An 18,954-nucleotide genomic window follows, 5' to 3' on the forward strand; every position below is an offset into this window, starting at 1 on the left:
TTAAGGAGTGAATGGAATGGGGACAGAAGCAATTACGTTAATTATCATTGTTGTTGCTGCAGTGATTGCCCTTAGTGTACTGTTTACATTTGTACCGGTCGCACTATGGATTTCAGCATTAGCAGCAGGTGTTAAAGTCAGTATCTTTACTTTAATTGGTATGAGATTAAGAAGGGTTATTCCGAGCCGTGTCATTAACCCGATGATCAAAGCACATAAAGCTGGCGTAGACGTAAGCATTAACCAGCTTGAAAGCCACTATCTTGCAGGTGGTAATGTTGACCGCGTAGTCAATGCATTAATTGCAGCGCAGCGAGCAAATATTGAGCTTGCATTTGAACGATGTGCAGCGATTGACCTAGCAGGACGTGATGTGCTGCAGGCAGTTCAGATGAGTGTAAATCCTAAAGTAATTGAAACACCATTTATTGCTGGTGTTGCAATGGATGGAATTGAAGTAAAAGCGAAAGCAAGAATTACAGTACGTGCAAATATTGACCGACTCGTTGGTGGTGCCGGTGAAGATACCATCGTAGCCCGTGTCGGTGAGGGGATTGTCAGTACGATTGGTTCGAGTGATAACCACAAGAAGGTACTTGAAAACCCGGATCTTATCTCACAGACTGTACTTGGTAAAGGGCTGGATTCAGGTACGGCATTTGAAATCCTGTCGATTGATATTGCGGATGTCGATATCGGTAAAAACATCGGTGCAGAGCTGCAGACAGAGCAGGCTGAGGCAGATAAGAATATTGCGCAGGCGAAAGCGGAAGAACGTCGTGCAATGGCCGTAGCACAAGAGCAGGAAATGAAAGCGCGCGTTGAAGAAATGCGTGCGAAGGTTGTGGAAGCTGAAGCTGAAGTTCCACTAGCGATGGCTGAAGCACTCCGTGAAGGAAACATTGGTGTGATGGATTATATGAATATCAAGAACATTGATGCAGATACGGATATGAGAGACTCTATTGGTAAAATTACTGGTAATCAAGACGACAAAGGTGACAGCAAAAACTAATTTAGGAGGCTGACTCCGTGGAGATTATTATTATGGCGATCATCGCGGGTGTCATCAGTCTTCTAAATAAACAGAAGAAGGAAGCACCTGCAGAAAAACCGCCGGTACAAAAGCCTACAGTATCTAAACCCAGGAACCTGAAAGAAACGTTTGACAAGCATGCAAAAGAGCTTGCAGAGGAATATGATAAGCAGAGAAAAATATTTGAAGAGTCACAAAGACCAAAGCGGGAACCTCGTGAAGAATCTCAGTTGAAAAAACAGAGTGAGCCTGTAGTATCACAGGAAATCACAGCTGAAAGCCGGGTTCGACCGCCTAAGAAGCCGGATCCGATCAAAGAGTCTGATATCACTATCAGAAAAGAGTTACAACCAAGCGATGTAGTCAACGGTATCATCTTTGCTGAGGTGCTTGGTCCTCCAAGAGCAAAACGTAAGCACAGACATTGAATGTCATGCCCCCTTTAGTTAAGACATAATCTTAACTGGAGGGGGTTTTTTACATGGTTAAAAAACATTGGTTAAGCCGGGCTGCTGACTGGCTGGACCTGCCTGAAGACTTAATAACAGATTTGCCGAAGATTGAATGGGTTGCGTGTAAAACTGTAAAAATAGAAAATCATAAAGGTTTACTCCGTTATTCAGATTCATCCATTTCGTTTCACGTTAAGTCTGGAGTGGTGACCATTACCGGTGAACACATGATGATCAGCAGTCTGACAAGTGAATATGCATCTCTGCAGGGAGAGATTAAAGATATTCAGTTAAAGGGACACTCGGATGATTAAACAGTTCCTGAATGTAAAAGTTAAGCTGTCGGGAAAAAGCAGCAGTCTTGTGCTCAACAGGTTATTACTGAATAAAGTCTCTTTGAAGGATATTGTATATGTAGATGGAAATGTCACATTTATCATCCGATATACAGATCTTTATCAATTAAGGAAAGTTGTCCGCCGCTCCGGTTGCAGCGTCTCAATTTCAAGTGAAGGAAAAAATCATAAGGTCGTTTCATTTATCCGAACGCACGTACCATCGATCGCAGCGTTTTTGTTAACGGTCTTCATATTTCTTCAGGCCTTTCAATACATTTGGGCAGTTGAGATAACTGGTGCAACGCCTGAGATCAGAGATGAAGCGGCTGAAGTATTAAGTAATAACGGCATTAAGCCTGGTGTCCGGCACTCAGACCTTTTACTGAATCAGCAAAGCTCTGCGGTATTGTATAAAGAAATTGAACAATTATCCTGGAGTGATTTTGAAAGGAAAGGTTCAAAATTAATTGTTAGCCTGAGAGAAAAGGACTTCTTGCAACAGAGTGAACAGGACAAGCCGCTGCATCTTGTTGCTTCAAAAACCGGAACGATACATACATTATCTGTTAGTTCAGGAACACCTGCTGTTAAAAGAGGGGATGTTGTTGAGAAAGGTGAAATTCTGGTGTCAGGTTATATCGGCAGAGAAGGATATGAAAAAGCGGTCAGAGCGAATGGCACTGTAACTGCGCAGACGTGGTATACGGTCAGTGTCAATATGCCAGTTAAAAGTAAAGTGAAGAAATTTACAGGACAAACATACAGCAAATACGCACTTCAATTCAAAGGTTTTCAAACCCCATATACAGCTTATAAAAAAAATCCTTTTGAAAAACAGTTGAAACAGTCAGAGATGAAAAATTTATCGGTGTTCGGCTTTGATTTACCTGTTCAATTGCTTGAACATCAATATAAAGAAGTAACGGAAATTGAAACGGCTTTTTCAGAAGAACAGTATAGAGAGTTGTTAAAGGGGATCGCTAGAAAAAATGTCCTTACCACTGCAGAGGGAAACGGGCAGATTCTGGAGGAGAAAATTTTGCATGAAGATATTGAGAATGGTAAAGTTAAATTAACAATTTTCTATGAAGTTTTAGAAAATATTGCTGAACCAAAACCTTTTACTGAGGAGACACGCGAATGATTGAAGAACGGATTACTGTAGACATCAAATTGGAAGATCCGAATGAGGCAGTACAGCTTTTTGGGAATTCTGATACACATCTTAAAACAATTGAAGACGATCTGGATATATCAATAATTTCCCGTGGAGAATCTTTGCGTATAACCGGGAAGAACGAAGATATTGAAAAAGCAAAAAATGTGATCAGCCAATTGCTTGGCGTAATCAGAAAAGGGATTCAAATCAGTCAGAGAGATGTCATCTATGCGGTTCAGATGTCTCACAGAGGAACAATTGAATATTTCGATGAGCTGTATGATGAAGAAATTACGAAAAACGCCAAGGGCAAGCCGATCAGAGCAAAAACGATGGGTCAGCGCCAGTATGTAAATGAAATACGAAAAAAAGACCTGGTGTTTGGGATTGGTCCTGCTGGTACCGGTAAAACTTATCTTGCGGTGGTGCTTGCAGTCCACGCGTTAAAAAATAATAAAGTGAAAAAAATCATCCTGACAAGACCCGCTGTAGAAGCGGGAGAGAGCCTTGGTTTTCTGCCGGGTGATCTAAAAGAAAAAGTAGATCCTTATTTAAGACCGTTATATGATGCGCTTCACGATGTGCTTGGCACAGAGCAGACGCAGCGGTTTATTGAAAGAGGCGTAATTGAAATTGCCCCTCTTGCCTATATGAGAGGCCGTACACTTGACGATGCTTTTGTCATACTTGATGAAGCACAGAATACCACCTACGCTCAGATGAAGATGTTTTTAACGCGTCTTGGATTCGGTTCGAAAATGGTGATAACAGGTGATCAGAGTCAGGTTGACCTTCCAAATGGAATGGAATCCGGTCTGGTTGCGGCACAAAAAATATTAAAAGGTGTGCCAGGTATCGGATTTAACTACCTCGACCAGGCAGACGTCGTCAGACATCCCCTTGTAGCAAAAATAATCGGAGCCTACGATCAAAAAGGCAGCGTTTAATTTTTATTGATAGTCCTTATAAAGGGAAGTATAAGTTATCTGCAATTTATAAAAAGTTTATTAAGTGTAGCGTAGCGTAGGGCGGTGACTCCGGGACGATTAGAGGGAAGCTGAGACCCCACAGCCGAAGGCGAGGAGGCTCAGCAAGCTCCGTCCGGAAAGCATCCGCCCCGAAGCGCAGCGGAACGGTTATAGAGGCTGAGACATTTATCATGATGTCTCAGCCTCTTTTTTATCTTTCCAAATGTCTAATATCGAAACTATACATTTTTTGCTATACTAATAATCAAGGTACATCTAATTTCTTACATACTAGTATAGCGGGAGAGGATTTTATGCAGAACTGGGTCCGAAAGATGAAGGATCTTTTACATTATACTTTTTTTAAATGGATTCTGTTATCAATAGTAGGACTTGCTTCGTTTCTGCTGCTTTATTCTCATGTGAGTCCTGATACTTATAATACCCGTCTTTTTTCAGTTGCCGATGAGACGATCCGATCATCAAAAACAATTGTTGATGAACGGCTTACAGAAGCTGAAAAAGAAAGAGCGGCAGCTGAAGTTGAACCTGTCTATCAATACAGGCCTGAAACAACTGATAACAGAACCTCTCTGATCAATTCAATTTTTGAATTTGCGAAGGACTTTAATCTCACGCCGGATGAAGAGGAGCCTTCAGCAGATCAGACTGTAACTGCTGAAATGCTTGATCAGCTGAAAAATGCTTTATCTGAAGATGTATCAGAAAATGTAACTGAATCAATTTCAGACCAAACCTTCAGGCAGCTTCTCTCTGCTTCTGATCAGGGGCTTGAAGAAGCCAAAGGGACTACGATTGATCAGGTTGAAAGGGTTATGCAGGAACCTTTCAAACAAGAAGAAGCACTTGTAAAAAAGAATGAGGCTGCAGATTATATTGCCCAGTTCTCATTAAGTGATGAGCTGACCAGTGCTTCGATGGACCTGGCAAGGTTTGCTGTAGTGGAAAATAATATTTATGACCCTGATCAGACTGAGGCAAGAATTGCACAGGCGGTGGAAGCGGTTGAACCGGTCCAGATCCTTGAAGGACAGGTGATTGTGCAAAAAGGATATCTGATTGACAGAGATGTCTACAGACAGCTGGATGCACTCGGATTGACGACAAACGAAGCGAGTCCTGAGCCCTATATCGGTCTGGCATTATTCTCTTTATTAATTATGTTAATCATCCACTTCCACTTTTCATCATGGAAGATCAGTGAAGACAAAAAAGGATTATATTTAGTGTTAGTCAGCATGATACTGCTCCTTTCTCTTTCACTGATGAAAGCAGCAGAGTTAATCCGGGAGCTTGAGATTCTGCAGGTAGGATATTTATTCCCTGCTGCAATGGCGCCGATGCTGATAAAAAGTATGGTGAATACCAGAGTTGCACTCATTATCACGATGATTCAGGCGCTTTGCGCAAGTATTATTTTTAATGATATGATGACTGGCGCTGTGAACGTTGAAGTTTCGCTATACTTCCTATTCAGCGGACTTGCAGGCATTTTATTTCTTTCAGATAGTAAAAGAAGAACTCATTTACTGAGAGCGGGACTTTTTGTGTCAGCTGCAAACCTTATTTTTCTGTTTTCCGTTACGCTGATTGAAAGTGGTCAATTCTCTGCGATTGATTATACGCTCTTTGCAGTGTTTGCAGTGATTTCAGGTGTACTGTCATCAATACTGACAATCGGACTTCTTCCGTTGTTCGAGTCAGGCTTTGGTATATTATCAACAATGAAACTGGTCGAGCTTTCAAATCCTAATCACCCACTTTTGAAAAAAATTCTGACTGAAGCACCAGGCACCTATCATCATAGTGTGATGGTTGCCAATCTTGCTGAAGCGGGATGTGAAGCGATCGGTGCAAACGGATTACTTGCACGTGTCGGCTGCTATTATCATGATATCGGCAAAACCAAAAGACCTCATTACTTTATTGAAAACCAGATGTCAGGTCATAACCCGCATGATCATTTAGACCCTCAAACTTCGCGGGATATTATCATATCGCATGCAAAAGAAGGTGCGGACATGCTGCGTAAATATAAGCTGCCAGGTGAATTTATTGATATTGCAGAGCAGCATCACGGAACGACAATGTTAAAGTTTTTCTATTATAAAGCGAAGGAAAAGGGACTTGATCTAAAAGAGGATGATTACAGATACCCCGGCCCGAGACCGAGGACCAGAGAAACAGCTGTTATATCAGTGGCTGATAGTGTTGAAGCTGCTGTTAGATCCATGAAAGATCCGACGCCTGATAAAATTAAAAAGCTTGTGGAATCCATCGTTCAGGATAGACTGCAGGATGGACAGTTCAATGAGTGTGATATTACAATTAAACAGCTTGAAACCATTAAAAAAGTATTCTGCGAAACGCTTAACGGGATTTTTCACTCAAGAATTGAATATCCTGACTTTAAAAGTGAAGAGAGGAAGAAGGAAGCATGACAACACTGCACTTAGATTTTATAGATGAAACTGAACTGCTGTCAGAAGAAGATGAAAAGCTAATCAGCGACCTTCTTTCATTTGCTGCGAAAGAAGAAGGAATAAAGGAAGCGGAGTGTTCTATTTCATTTGTGAACAATGAACAAATCAGAGTCATTAACAGAGACTTCCGTGGAAAAGATAAGCCGACAGACGTCATTTCATTCGCATTAGAAGAAATGACTGAAGATGAAATTGATATTATTTCTGCAGCTGATATGCCAAGAGTGCTTGGAGATATTATCATTTCAGTTGAAAAGGCAAAGGAGCAGGCTGAAGATTACGGCCATTCCTTCTCAAGGGAGCTTGGCTTTCTGGCGCTTCACGGCTTTTTACATCTCCTTGGGTATGACCATATGACTGAACAAGATGAAGTGGCAATGTTTGGCAGACAGGATGAATTATTAAAAGGATTTGGACTTTCGAGGACTTGATGATGAAGCCGAAGAAATTTCTGCTTTCTTTCAAATATGCCGGACATGGATTGAAAGATGTTTTTAAACAGGAACAGAATTTCAGGTTTCATTCGGTTGCAGCTGTTTTTACAATCGCTGCCGGGTTCTTATTTCAGCTGAATGCAATTGAATGGCTGATCATCATTGCGGCGATCGGAAATGTGATGGCACTGGAACTGATCAATACGGCAGTAGAACGTACAGTTGATCTGATCTCTCCTGAAAACCATCCGCTGGCTAAAAAAGCTAAAGATGCAGGAGCGGCATCCGTATTGATCTTTTCAATAGCAGCTGCGATTGCGGGGGCAATCATTTTTATACCTAAAATACTCTCGTTTATGTAATACAGAGTTTTTACATTAATTCAGTACGTATTTGTAGTATAATAAAGTGTAAGGAGAATTACTTAACCGGTTCGGTGAGTCTTCTCCTTTTTTTAACCCGAAAAATATCACGATATTTTATTAAAGGAGTATTTATATGAATTCCAATCAGTTAATTAAAGAAGCAAAAGAAGCGCGTGAAAAAGCTTACGTGCCATATTCAAAATTTAAAGTCGGGGCTGCACTGCTGACTGAAGACGGAAAAGTGCATCACGGCTGTAATATTGAGAATGCAGCATACAGCATGTGTAACTGTGCTGAGCGGACAGCGCTTTTTAAAGCGTTTGCGGAAGGCGACCGTAAATTTAAGGCAATTGCTGTCGTCGCTGATACAAAGCGTCCGGTTCCCCCGTGTGGAGCCTGCCGTCAGGTCATCGCTGAACTTTGCCCGCAGGAGATGACTGTTTACTTAACAAATTTATCAGGAGACATTCAGGAATTAACAGTAGCTGAACTGCTTCCTGGTGCATTTATGCCGGAGGATTTAAATGGATAATAAACATAAATCTGGATTTATCTCAATTGTAGGAAGACCAAATGTAGGAAAATCAACTTTCCTGAATCGTGTGATCGGCCAGAAAATTGCGATCATGAGTGACAAGCCTCAAACGACGAGAAACAAAATCCAGGGTGTGCTGACGACAAATGACAGTCAGATGGTCTTTATTGACACTCCTGGTATTCACAAGCCTAAGCATAAGCTTGGGGACTTCATGATTAAAATGGCTACAAATACGTTTCGTGAAGTTGACCTGATTTTATTTATGGTCAACGTAGATGAAGGGTATGGCCGTGGAGATGAATACATCATGGAACTCCTTCAAGGCGTTAAAACACCTGTTTTCCTAGTCCTGAATAAGATCGATACTGTACACCCTGATGAGCTGCTGCCTGTCATTGACCAGTACCGTTCAAAGTTTGAATTCACTGAAACGGTTCCGATTTCCGCGCTTGAAGGAAATAACGTGGAGGTTTTATTGAATCAAATATCTGAATACCTACCGGAAGGTCCACAGTATTATCCGGCTGACCAGGTAACAGATCACCCGGAACGGTTTATTATTTCTGAACTGATCCGTGAAAAAGCCCTTCACTTAACCCGCGAAGAAATACCGCACTCAATTGCAGTCTCAATTGAGCAGATTAAGAAGGAAAAGGGTAGAGAAGTGATCGATATCATGGCGACAATCGTTGTGGAACGGGATTCTCAAAAAGGAATCGTCATTGGTAAGAGAGGCGCAATGTTGAAGGAAATTGGTCAGCGCGCGCGTGAAGATATTGAAAATCTGTTAGGGTCCAAAGTATATCTGGAATTATGGGTGAAAGTACAAAAAGACTGGCGGAATAAAGCGAACAGCTTAAGAGACTTCGGTTTTAACGATAAGGAGTACTAAGCCTGCCTAAAGGAGATTTGACGAATGCTTCATAAGTGTGAAGGAATTGTCATCCGGACAAGGGATTATGGTGAAACAAATAAAGTAGTGATTCTCTTTACAAGAGAGCTCGGGAAAGTGGCACTGATGGCACGTGGTGCTAAAAAGACCAATAGCCGCCTTTCTTCTGTTTCTCAAATGTTTACGCATGGAATCTATCTTTATCACGGCGGCAGCGGTATGGGATCACTTCAGCAGGGGGATATGATCAGTTCATCGAGAACGATGAAAGAGGACCTTTATAAAGCCGCCTTTGCAGCTTATATGGCTGAGCTTCTGGATAAAGCGGTAGAGGACAGAAAACCGAACCCATTCTTATTTGAACTCCTGCAGCAATCATATGCATTGATCAATGAAGGCTATGATGAAGAAGTGATCTCTTATATTTTCGAACTGAAGCTGCTTCCTTTGTTTGGTGTTCAGCCGGTATTGAATCAGTGTGTAAACTGCGCGGCAGGGGAAGGGGACTTTTCGTTTTCTTTCAGAATGAACGGCTTTCTTTGTCATCGCTGTAAACATCTTGACGATTACCGGCTACCGCTGTCAGGTAAAGCGGTACGGGTCATCAGACTCTTTTATTTCATTGACCTGCAAAGGCTTGGAAAAGTTTCACTGCAGGATAGCACCAAGCAGGAAATAAAAAAAGTGATCAGGACCTATTACGATGAATATGTAGGCGTTTATGCCAAATCAAGATCGTTCCTCGATCAGATGGACCGCATGAAAAAAACGATGGAAGGTCCAAAAGACACATAAAAAAAGCGTGCAGCTGCACGCTTTTTTTAGTGGATAGATTAAAATTTGATTTTATCTTCAATGAACGCCTGTACTTCAGCGATTGGCATACGGATCTGTTCCATTGTGTCACGGTTACGGACTGTGACCTGCTGATCTTCTAAAGAATCAAAATCAAATGTAATGCAGTACGGTGTACCGATTTCATCCTGTCTTCTGTAACGCTTACCGATTGATTGAGACTCATCATAATCAACCATGAAGTGCTGTGAAAGCTGTTCAAATACCTTGATTGCTTCACTGCCGAGCTTTTTGGAAAGCGGAAGTACAGCGGCTTTATATGGCGCTAATGCAGGGTGGAAGCGAAGAACTGTTCTGCTGTCATTTTCAAGTTCCTCTTCTTCATAAGCATCGCACAGGAATGCAAGCGTTACGCGGTCAGCACCAAGTGAAGGTTCAATGCAGTACGGTACATACTTCTCATTTGTCTGCTGATCAAGATACGTAAAGTCTTCATTCGAATGTTCCATATGCTGCTTCAGGTCAAAGTCTGTACGGTCAGCAATTCCCCATAGCTCACCCCAGCCGAATGGGAATTTGAATTCGATATCAGTTGTTGCATTACTGTAGTGTGAAAGCTCATCTTCATCATGGTCACGCAGACGCATGCTGTCGTCTTTCATGCCTAGGTTCAGCAGCCAGTTCTTACAGAATTCTCTCCAGTAACCAAACCACTCAAGGTCTTCACCAGGCTTACAGAAAAACTCAAGTTCCATCTGTTCAAACTCACGTGTACGGAAAGTAAAGTTACCAGGTGTAATTTCATTTCTGAAACTTTTACCGATCTGACCGATACCAAATGGCACGCGCTTTCTCATTGTACGCTGTACATTTTTAAAGTTTACAAAGATCCCCTGGGCAGTTTCAGGACGCAGGAAAATTTCATTTGTAGAACCTTCTGTTACACCCTGGTGCGTTTTGAACATCAGGTTAAACTGTCTGATGTCTGTGAAATCTTTGGCACCGCAGGTTGGACATGCTACATCATATTCTTCAATTAATTCTGCCATTCTGCTGAATGGAAGGCCGTCTACAATAATTTCTTCACCTTTTTCTTCGATAGCTGCTTCAATCAGCTTATCAGCGCGGTGTCTTGCTTTACAGCTTTTGCAGTCAATCATCGGATCATTAAAGTTTCCGATATGACCTGATGCTTCCCATGTTTTAGGATTCATCAGAATTGACGCATCAAGACCGACATTATGTGGAGATTCCTGAATAAACTTTTTCCACCATGCCTTTTTTATGTTATTTTTCAGTTCGATTCCAAGCGGACCGTAATCCCATGTGTTTGCAAGTCCTCCGTAAATCTCAGACCCTGGGAATACGAATCCTCTGTGCTTTGCAATGTGTACGATATCATCCATATTTTTCGTCATAACCTGTCACTCCTTTTTAGTGTTGCTGTGCATGAAAAAAGCACCGTCCCTGGACTAGAGGTCTATCTAGTCCAGGGACGGTGCTTCTTGACCGCGGTTCCACCCTGATTGATGCATGCGCATCCACCTTGATTAACTGCATTGCTCCAGAGTGCCGTTTCCCTTTAATCCGGGCTTTCACTATCCCCGGTCGCTTCAGTAAAGGTACTTATTCCTCTTTCATTGCGCACATCATTTATCTTTAAACAATCCTAACACGCTTTAATTGAATAGACAATAAAAATCTGTTTCAAGCCATTTACTATCACGTCACATTCATATAGTATATAATATTGACAAACAGTATAACACTATTGAATTTCGGGTGGTGAACAACATCGAACTGAATAAAAGACAGTCTGAGATTCTGCAGATTGTAAAAGCAGACGGACCAATTACCGGCGAACAAATTGCCGACAGGCTCAGCCTGACAAGGGCAACCCTGAGGCCTGACTTAGCTATTTTAACAATGGCTGGCTTTCTGGATGCAAGGCCGAGAGTCGGTTATTTTTATACAGGAAAGTCAGGCACTCAGCTGCTGACTGAAAACCTGAAAAAGCTGTATGTAAAAGATTATCAGTCAATGCCTGTGGCAGTTCAGGATAACGTATCAGTGTATGATGCAATCTGTCATATGTTTTTAGAGGACGTAGGAACGTTATTCGTACTGGATCAGAAAGGGTACTTAGCGGGGGTCGTTTCAAGGAAGGATCTGCTGAGAGCTAGCATTGGTCAGCAGGATTTAACGAGTCTGCCGGTGAATGTGATTATGACAAGAATGCCGAATGTAACGTATTGCCAGGCTGATGATCTGCTGGTAACGGTCGCTTCAAAATTGATCAGTAAACAGATTGACTCGCTGCCGGTTGTTAAAAAGACAGAAGCCGGATATGAAGTATCAGGCCGTATTACAAAAACGAATATTACAAAAGCATTTGTCAGTTTGTCAAAGGATGAAGGATAGGATGGTGGAGTCATGAACGAAGTAAATGTATATGTCGTATCAGACTCGGTCGGTGAAACTGCTGAACTTGTTGCAAAAGCCAGTGTCAGCCAGTTCCGGCAGTCAAGAAAGGCAATTACAATTAAACGTTTTCCATATATAGAAGATAAGGGCCACGTGGATGAAGTCATTTCACTGGCTAAAGAAAATCAGGCGATTATTGTCTACACGCTTGTTAAGCCTCATGTACGCTCATACATAGAGGAGCAGGTGATTATACATCAGCTGACTGCTCATGATGTGATGGGGCCGATTGTCTCTTCATTACAGGAAATATGTGAGGAGTCTCCGATCAATGAACCGGGGATGGTCCATGATCTTGATGAAGACTATTTTAGAAAAATCGAAGCGATAGAATTTGCGGTTAAATATGATGACGGCCGTGATCCACGCGGAATCCTAAAAGCGGATATCGTATTAGTCGGTGTATCAAGAACCTCTAAGACACCACTTTCACAATACCTGGCACATAAAAGGCTGAAGGTGGCTAACGTACCGCTAGTTCCTGAAATTGAGCCTCCTGAAGAGCTGTTCATGGTGAACCCGAATAAGTGTTACGGGCTTAAAATCAGTTCTGATAAACTGAATCATATCCGGAAAGAAAGGCTGATTGCACTCGGACTAAAAGACGATGCAACTTATGCCAAAATGGATAGAATCAAAGAAGAGCTCGAGCATTTCGACAGGGTCATCGGTAAAATGAAGTGCCCGGTAATTGATGTAACAAATAAAGCCGTTGAGGAAACGGCAAACGTTATTTTAAATGATTTAATGAATGGTTAAGTGTGAACAGATGTCTAAGCGGCATCTGTTTTTACATGAGAAGAATAGATCAGTGATGCACAGTTTCATAAAGGAATGAAAATCCATTAAAACAATTAGTTAAAAATAATGGCGGCAGATTCACAAATATACTATAATAAAAAATTGTGATAAAAAGATTCGCTAAAAAAGGATTTTTGCGTAAATACGCAGAATGGTACCTATATGGAACATAATAAAAAAAGTTGTATTTATGTAGATGCGGATGCGTGTCCAGGCGAAGTAAAGGATAAAATCCTTGAATACATCCACTTAGCTGATATCAGGTTCGTTGCCACGTATAATCATTACAGCAGCAATCAAGATCACGCATTATGGACCTATATTGATGATGGAAGTGAAGCAGTGGATTTATATATCCTTAATCGCGTAAAGCGGGGTGATTTAGTGATCACCCAGGATATTGGTCTGGCTTCACTTGTACTGGCTAAAGGGGTTTATGCAATTTCCCCCCGGGGAAAAGAGTACAATCAAGACACGATCGAAACCAGCTTGTCATTTAGGTATTTGTACCAGGAAGAAAGAAAAAAAGGCAGGTTTCATACTGGTCCGAAAAAGGTTTCAAAAAATGACCTGGACGCATTTTCAACATGTCTTATAAAATATTTGACTGAAAATGCAGGAAAAAACTGATTTTTGACGAAACAGTAAAGTATCACAAGTTAAGTTGGTGGTGAACAAGTGCCAGAAAGAATTCCGGAAGAAGTTGTGGATCAAATCAGGTTAAACACCGATATTGTCGATGTGATCAGTGAATATGTTCAGCTGAAAAAACAGGGTCGTAATTATTTTGGACTCTGTCCATTTCACGGAGAGAACTCCCCTTCTTTTTCAGTATCCCCGGAAAAGCAGATCTTTCATTGCTTTGGCTGTGGCGCCGGTGGGAATGTCTTCACATTTTTAATGGATCATAACGGCATGTCTTTTCAGGAAGCAGTATCCTCGCTTGGTGAGAAGTCTGATATACAGTTTGATTTCAGCTCACCAAAAGAGACTGAACCTCACGTTAATCTTGAGGAGAAGGCGCAGCTTGAAGCTATCAGCCTTCTTGAAAAGCTGTTTCATCATTTGCTGATGAATACAGAAGAAGGACATGAGGCACTTGAATACCTTTTGGATCGGGGGTTTAATGAATCACAGCTTAATCAATACAAAGTTGGCTGGGCATTGCCCGGATGGGAAACAGCATCAAAACTGCTTGAGAAAAAAGGTTTTGATCTTTCACTGATGGAAAACGCAGGGCTTTTGATTAAACGTGATGATGGAACTTATTTTGACCGGTTTAGAAACCGGGTGATGTTTCCAATTGAAGATTCAAAAGGCAGAACAGTCGGCTTCTCAGGAAGAATCATAACACCAGAAAAGAACGAGCCGAAATATCTCAATAGCCCTGAGACACCACTATTTCAAAAAAATACCCTGCTCTTTAATTTTCATAGAGCCAGAGGTCAGATACGCAAAGAAAAATATGCTGTACTGTTTGAGGGGTTTGCAGATGTCATTGCAGCTTCAGAAACGGTTTCAAATGCAGTTGCAACAATGGGGACTGCACTGACCAAACAGCATATCCAGCAAATTAAAAGGCTAACTGATACGGTTATTATCTGCTACGATGGAGATAATGCCGGAACTGAAGCGGCTTATAAGGCTTCGATCGAACTGGCTGCAAACGGACTTACTGTCAGAGTAGCCAGGCTGCCAAATGGCATGGACCCGGATGATTATATCCAGAAGTTCGGTTCAGAAAAGTTTAAGGCTGAGATTATTCAGCATGCATCTTCTTTAATGGCTTTTAAAATGTGGTATTTCCGTAACGGGAAAAACCTTCAGACAGAAGATGGCAGGTTATCTTATATTAATGCTGTATTGCCGGAAATTTCACGTTTAAGCAGTGCAGTTGAGAAAGAACTTTATTTAAAACAGCTGTCAGATGATACGGGTGTTTCTTTTTCATCTCTAGAAGAGCAGCTTACATCTTACATGCCTGTGCAAAAAGAAACTCAGGTCAGGCAGGAGACAGTTCCGCCACCTAAAAAAGCGGCAATCTTAAAAGCATATCAAAGGGCAGAGCGATACCTTCTTGCTTATATGATGACCGGAAATGAGACTGCTTATTCAGTTCAGGATTTAATGGCTGATTTATCATTTCCAACAGACGATTATCAGGCAATTTATACGTACCTGCTTGCTTATATGGAAGAAGGCGGATCGTTGGAACCGGGTGCTTTTATTGAATATCTGCCCGACAGACATTTACGTTCAACAGCAACGGAATTAACAATGCTGGAATTAAATGCTGAAGTAACAAAAGGGGAATTAGCAGATTATATTAACGAGCTGGATAAATTCAGACAAGTAAATGTGATCAGGAAAAAAGAAGCTGAGTTAAAACAAGCTGAACAAATAAATGACATCAAAACAGCCACAGCACTGGGAATGGAAATTTTTCAACTGTGGAAAGCTCTAAAAGGGCAACATCGTTAGGAAGTTGGAAGGAGGGGGACTAATGGCTGAAAAGTCAACACGTTCCAAGCAGACTGAACCTGAAGCAGCAACACTCGAATCAGTAAAAACTCAATTATTAGAAGCAGCGAAAAAAAATGGTGAGATTACCTATGAGGATATTGCCGAAAAATTAGCGGGGTTTGAATTAGATACAGAACAAATTGAAGAGTTTTATGAACAGATTGGTGAGCAGGGCGTTGAAGTGATGAAAGAAAATGCTGATGCAGACCCATCTGTTACCGAGTTAGGGAAAGAAGCAGAAGAAGAGTTTGACCTGAATGACCTGAGTGTTCCACCGGGCGTTAAGATCAATGACCCTGTCAGAATGTATCTGAAGGAAATTGGCCGTGTGGATCTTCTGTCGGCACAGGAAGAAATCAACCTTGCGACAAGAATTGAAGAAGGCGATGAAGAAGCCAAAAGACGGCTGGCTGAAGCGAACCTGCGTCTTGTTGTCAGTATCGCCAAGCGTTATGTGGGAAGAGGCATGCTGTTCCTTGATTTAATTCAGGAAGGAAACATGGGTCTGATTAAAGCGGTAGAAAAATTCGACTATAGAAAAGGATTTAAATTCAGTACGTACGCAACGTGGTGGATCAGACAGGCGATCACACGTGCAATCGCCGATCAGGCACGTACAATCCGTATTCCTGTGCACATGGTTGAAACGATTAACAAACTGATTCGTGTTCAGCGTCAGCTTTTACAGGATCTTGGAAGAGAACCATCTCCTGAAGAAATTTCAGAAGAAATGGATCTGACACCTGAAAAAGTCAGAGAAATTCTGAAAATTGCACAGGAGCCGGTTTCCCTTGAAACGCCAATTGGTGAAGAGGATGACTCTCATCTTGGTGATTTCATCGAAGATTCTGAAGCGCAGTCACCTTCAGACCATGCAGCATATGAACTATTAAAAGAACAGCTTGAAGATGTTTTAGATACGCTGACAGATCGTGAAGAAAATGTATTAAGACTACGTTTTGGACTTGACGATGGACGTACCCGTACACTTGAGGAAGTAGGAAAAGTGTTTGGAGTAACAAGAGAACGTATCAGACAGATTGAAGCAAAGGCATTAAGAAAACTGCGCCATCCAAGCAGAAGCAAACGCCTGAAAGATTTTTTGGAGTAGATTGAATAGCTGGCAGCTGCCAGCTATTTTTTTTGCCTTTTTTTTCTTCTTTGAATCCAGTATAGTCATTAGTAAAAGGGGTGGGAGGTTGTTAAATGGACAAGAAAAGAAGAGAAACAATTGTGCATGAAATTAATTATTGGAAACAGAATAAACTCCTGCCGGATGCTTACTGTGATTTTTTAATGAATTTATATACAAGTGGAGAAGGGGAATTTGAGGAAGCTGAGATAAGGAAAAAAAGTGAAAAGAGCTCAAATGTATTTGTATCAGGTGTTTCACTGCTTGGTGGCCTTTTAGCAGTCATTGCACTGGTCTTTGGAGATCTTGCGCTTGTGATTCAGGCGGTTATTTCGATCTTAATTAGTGCGGGAGTCATGATAGTCAGCTTTCGGCCTGGTGCGTCACCAATCGTCAGGATCTTCAGCAGAATTGTTTCTGCATTCGTTATCTTATTATTATCCGTGGAACTTTGGAATACATATTATGCAAATGAAGTTATCATCCTGTATCTGCTCATCGGTGTGCAATGTATCCTCTGGACAGTTGGGGGATTGATTACAAAACAGCACTACTTTACAGTCTCAGGTGCTTTGGGAATTGTTGTCTTACTTATTCTTTACTTTTAAATACGCAGAAAAAATATAAGACTGTGACTTTTCAGTCTTTTCTTTTATAATAGAAATGAAAGCGTATTCAAACAAGGGGGATAATTATGAACTTTGATTTAACACAGGAACAGAAGATGATTCAGCGGACAATCAGGGAATTCTCACAGGATAAGGTTGCACCTGGTGCACTTGACCGTGATCGACATAAAGAATTTCCGCTAGACATTTTTAAGGAATTATCATCATTGGGGATGATGGGATTACCTTTTCCGGAAGAATACGGTGGAGCAGGTGGAGATACAACAAGTTTTGCGATTGTCACTGAGGAATTAAGCAAGGCGTGCGGATCCACCGGTATTACGTATTCTGCACACATTTCACTTGGTGGTGCACCCATCAATATGTTTGGAACAAACGAACAAAAAGAAAAGTATTTAACCAAAATATGTGCCGGTGAATCTTTTGGTTCGTTCGGACTGACAGAACCGAATGCCGGGTCAGATGCCGGGGGGACCCAAACGTCAGCGAAAGAACAGGATGACCATTATATCATCAGCGGTAACAAAAGTTATATTACCAATGCCAGTTATGCGAAGTTCTTAGCGTTGACTGCAGTAACAGGAAATACAGACGGTAAGAAGGAAATAAGTGCGATCATTGTTCCGACAGATGCTGAAGGTTTTACTGTGGTTGATAACTACGAAAAGATGGGTCTTCACTCTTCAAATACGACAGAGCTTGTACTCGATGAAGTATCAGTTCCGACAGAAAATCTTCTTGGGAAAAAAGGAGAAGGGTTTCGACAGTTTCTGATGACGCTTGATGGGGGCAGGATCGGAATTGCTGCCATGGCGGTTGGAATTGCACAGGCTGCTTACGAGCGAGCGCTCAGTTACTCAAAAGAAAGAAAACAGTTTGGTAAGAGTATCTCTTCTTTCCAGGCCACACAATTTAAATTAGCTGATATGGCCATGAAAATTGAACTGGCAAGAAATATGACTTATAAAGCTGCCTGGCTTAAAGACCAGGGAAAGAAGTTTACAAAAGAAGCTTCTATGGCAAAGCTGTATGCTTCAGAAATCTGTATGGAAGTCTGTGATGAAGCAATTCAGATCCATGGCGGATATGGTTATATGAAAGAATACCATGTTGAGAGATACCTGCGTGATGCAAAGCTTCTTGAAATCGGTGAAGGAACTTCGGAAATACAGAGAATGGTGATCGCAAGAGAAATAGGCGCATATTAAAAAATTTTTTATGATTGTGTCTAAAATGCGACAAAAAGGGAAAAGTTGAGTATTGGGTCTTTCCGATTCCCATAAAGTAAAGTAAAATATGAATTGTTCATACCTGCAATAATAGGGTTGATAATTACATATTTTTTGTCAAAAGGGAGGGTAAATCATTGAATAAGAATCCAATCATTCCATTTTTACTCATTATGGTATTAGGTTTTGGAGTCGTTTTCTTTATGTCAGTTCAGGGTCTTGATGACTCAGAAGAAATGGCTGGAGAAGAAGAAGGCGGCGGTGAAGAAGCATCAGGCGGTGACTTTGATCCTGAAGCACATTATCAGAGCACATGTATCGGCTGTCACGGAGAAAACTATGAAGGTGGCGGCGGTGGCCCATCACTGGTTGGAGTTGGCGAAAGACTTTCAACTGATGAAATTGCTGACATCATGGTAAATGGCCGTGGAGGCATGCCAGGAGGTCAGGTTGAGCAGGAAAATGCTCAGGCAATGGCCGAATGGGTAGCACAAATCGGAACTGAAGGCGGCGGCGAAGAAGGCGCTGAGGAAGGTTCTGAAGAGGGATCATCTGAAGAAGAATCCGAAGAAGGCGGAGACGCTGAAGAAGGATCTGAAGAATCTTCTGAAGAAGATGCAGCATAAGCTGTTTTATACTTAAAGATAAAAAGGGGCGACCGATAACGGTTGCCTC

20 protein-coding genes are annotated in these 18,954 nt (G+C 41.6%); 19 read left to right on the forward strand and 1 reads right to left on the reverse strand.

Annotation, left to right across the window (positions count from 1 at the left end; genetic code table 11):
* The first annotated feature begins 16 nt into the window (after nucleotides 1–16).
* The 11 genes from floA (at nucleotide 17) to recO (ending at nucleotide 9,481) form a co-directional block, all read left to right on the forward strand.
* Entirely contained in the window at nucleotides 17–1,015 is a 999-nt protein-coding gene (gene floA / locus ACH6CZ_RS01515; RefSeq protein ID WP_374095669.1) for a flotillin-like protein FloA, read from the forward strand.
* A 17-nt stretch (nucleotides 1,016–1,032) separates the two neighbouring features.
* The gene (locus ACH6CZ_RS01520) at nucleotides 1,033–1,464 is read left to right on the forward strand and encodes a hypothetical protein (RefSeq protein WP_374095670.1); all 432 of its coding nucleotides are present in this window, start codon (nucleotides 1,033–1,035) and stop codon (nucleotides 1,462–1,464) included.
* A gap of 53 nt (nucleotides 1,465–1,517) precedes the next feature.
* Nucleotides 1,518–1,802, forward strand: coding sequence for a YabP/YqfC family sporulation protein (locus tag ACH6CZ_RS01525; RefSeq protein ID WP_374095671.1), 285 nt, complete (start codon nucleotides 1,518–1,520; stop codon nucleotides 1,800–1,802).
* Nucleotides 1,795–2,970: a sporulation protein YqfD gene (gene yqfD / locus ACH6CZ_RS01530; protein ID WP_374095672.1), complete on the forward strand. Its 1,176-nt coding sequence runs from the start codon at nucleotides 1,795–1,797 to the stop codon at nucleotides 2,968–2,970. The genes ACH6CZ_RS01525 and yqfD overlap by 8 nt, the downstream gene beginning before the upstream one ends.
* Nucleotides 2,967–3,932, forward strand: coding sequence for a PhoH family protein (locus tag ACH6CZ_RS01535; protein WP_374095673.1), 966 nt, complete (start codon nucleotides 2,967–2,969; stop codon nucleotides 3,930–3,932). Before yqfD ends, ACH6CZ_RS01535 begins: the two co-directional genes overlap by 4 nt.
* A gap of 335 nt (nucleotides 3,933–4,267) precedes the next feature.
* On the forward strand, nucleotides 4,268–6,415 hold the full coding sequence (locus tag ACH6CZ_RS01540; protein WP_374095674.1) for an HD family phosphohydrolase: 2,148 nt from the start codon (nucleotides 4,268–4,270) through the stop codon (nucleotides 6,413–6,415).
* Nucleotides 6,412–6,888: an rRNA maturation RNase YbeY gene (gene ybeY, locus ACH6CZ_RS01545; protein WP_374095675.1), complete on the forward strand. Its 477-nt coding sequence runs from the start codon at nucleotides 6,412–6,414 to the stop codon at nucleotides 6,886–6,888. The genes ACH6CZ_RS01540 and ybeY overlap by 4 nt, the downstream gene beginning before the upstream one ends.
* A gap of 2 nt (nucleotides 6,889–6,890) precedes the next feature.
* Nucleotides 6,891–7,253 (forward strand): diacylglycerol kinase family protein, encoded by a 363-nt coding sequence (locus ACH6CZ_RS01550; protein WP_374095676.1) that lies wholly within the window; start codon nucleotides 6,891–6,893, stop codon nucleotides 7,251–7,253.
* Nucleotides 7,254–7,389: 136 nt separating this feature from the next.
* A complete protein-coding gene (locus ACH6CZ_RS01555) occupies nucleotides 7,390–7,788 on the forward strand; it encodes a cytidine deaminase (RefSeq protein ID WP_374095677.1) in 399 nt (132 codons plus the stop codon).
* Complete coding sequence (era, locus tag ACH6CZ_RS01560) at nucleotides 7,781–8,686, forward strand: GTPase Era (protein ID WP_374095678.1); 906 nt, start codon at nucleotides 7,781–7,783, stop codon at nucleotides 8,684–8,686. Before ACH6CZ_RS01555 ends, era begins: the two co-directional genes overlap by 8 nt.
* A gap of 24 nt (nucleotides 8,687–8,710) precedes the next feature.
* On the forward strand, nucleotides 8,711–9,481 hold the full coding sequence (gene recO, locus ACH6CZ_RS01565; protein ID WP_374095679.1) for a DNA repair protein RecO: 771 nt from the start codon (nucleotides 8,711–8,713) through the stop codon (nucleotides 9,479–9,481).
* Between the two features lie 38 nt (nucleotides 9,482–9,519).
* On the opposite strand, the gene ACH6CZ_RS01570 is transcribed toward recO, so the two are convergent.
* Entirely contained in the window at nucleotides 9,520–10,887 is a 1,368-nt protein-coding gene (locus ACH6CZ_RS01570; protein WP_374096491.1) for a glycine--tRNA ligase, read from the reverse strand.
* A 376-nt stretch (nucleotides 10,888–11,263) separates the two neighbouring features.
* Between ACH6CZ_RS01570 and ccpN the strand changes: the two genes are divergently transcribed.
* The 8 genes from ccpN (at nucleotide 11,264) to cccA (ending at nucleotide 18,905) form a co-directional block, all read left to right on the forward strand.
* On the forward strand, nucleotides 11,264–11,902 hold the full coding sequence (ccpN, locus tag ACH6CZ_RS01575) for a transcriptional regulator CcpN (RefSeq protein ID WP_374095680.1): 639 nt from the start codon (nucleotides 11,264–11,266) through the stop codon (nucleotides 11,900–11,902).
* Between the two features lie 12 nt (nucleotides 11,903–11,914).
* On the forward strand, nucleotides 11,915–12,724 hold the full coding sequence (locus tag ACH6CZ_RS01580; RefSeq protein ID WP_374095681.1) for a pyruvate, water dikinase regulatory protein: 810 nt from the start codon (nucleotides 11,915–11,917) through the stop codon (nucleotides 12,722–12,724).
* 204 nt (nucleotides 12,725–12,928) lie between these two features.
* Nucleotides 12,929–13,396 (forward strand): YaiI/YqxD family protein, encoded by a 468-nt coding sequence (locus ACH6CZ_RS01585; RefSeq protein ID WP_374095682.1) that lies wholly within the window; start codon nucleotides 12,929–12,931, stop codon nucleotides 13,394–13,396.
* Nucleotides 13,397–13,444: 48 nt separating this feature from the next.
* Entirely contained in the window at nucleotides 13,445–15,247 is a 1,803-nt protein-coding gene (gene dnaG, locus ACH6CZ_RS01590) for a DNA primase (protein WP_374095683.1), read from the forward strand.
* Between the two features lie 22 nt (nucleotides 15,248–15,269).
* Nucleotides 15,270–16,400: an RNA polymerase sigma factor RpoD gene (gene rpoD, locus ACH6CZ_RS01595; protein ID WP_374095684.1), complete on the forward strand. Its 1,131-nt coding sequence runs from the start codon at nucleotides 15,270–15,272 to the stop codon at nucleotides 16,398–16,400.
* Between the two features lie 95 nt (nucleotides 16,401–16,495).
* Nucleotides 16,496–17,029, forward strand: a complete 534-nt coding sequence (locus tag ACH6CZ_RS01600) for a hypothetical protein (RefSeq protein ID WP_374095685.1) — start codon at nucleotides 16,496–16,498, stop codon at nucleotides 17,027–17,029.
* An 86-nt stretch (nucleotides 17,030–17,115) separates the two neighbouring features.
* Entirely contained in the window at nucleotides 17,116–18,258 is a 1,143-nt protein-coding gene (locus tag ACH6CZ_RS01605; protein WP_374095686.1) for an acyl-CoA dehydrogenase family protein, read from the forward strand.
* Nucleotides 18,259–18,416: 158 nt separating this feature from the next.
* Nucleotides 18,417–18,905, forward strand: a complete 489-nt coding sequence (gene cccA, locus ACH6CZ_RS01610) for a cytochrome c550 (RefSeq protein ID WP_374095687.1) — start codon at nucleotides 18,417–18,419, stop codon at nucleotides 18,903–18,905.
* Nucleotides 18,906–18,954: the final 49 nt, after the last annotated feature.

The sequence above is a fragment of the Jeotgalibacillus sp. JSM ZJ347 genome, assembly GCF_044383825.1.
In the GTDB taxonomy this organism is placed as follows: Bacteria; Bacillota; Bacilli; order Bacillales; family Jeotgalibacillaceae; genus Jeotgalibacillus.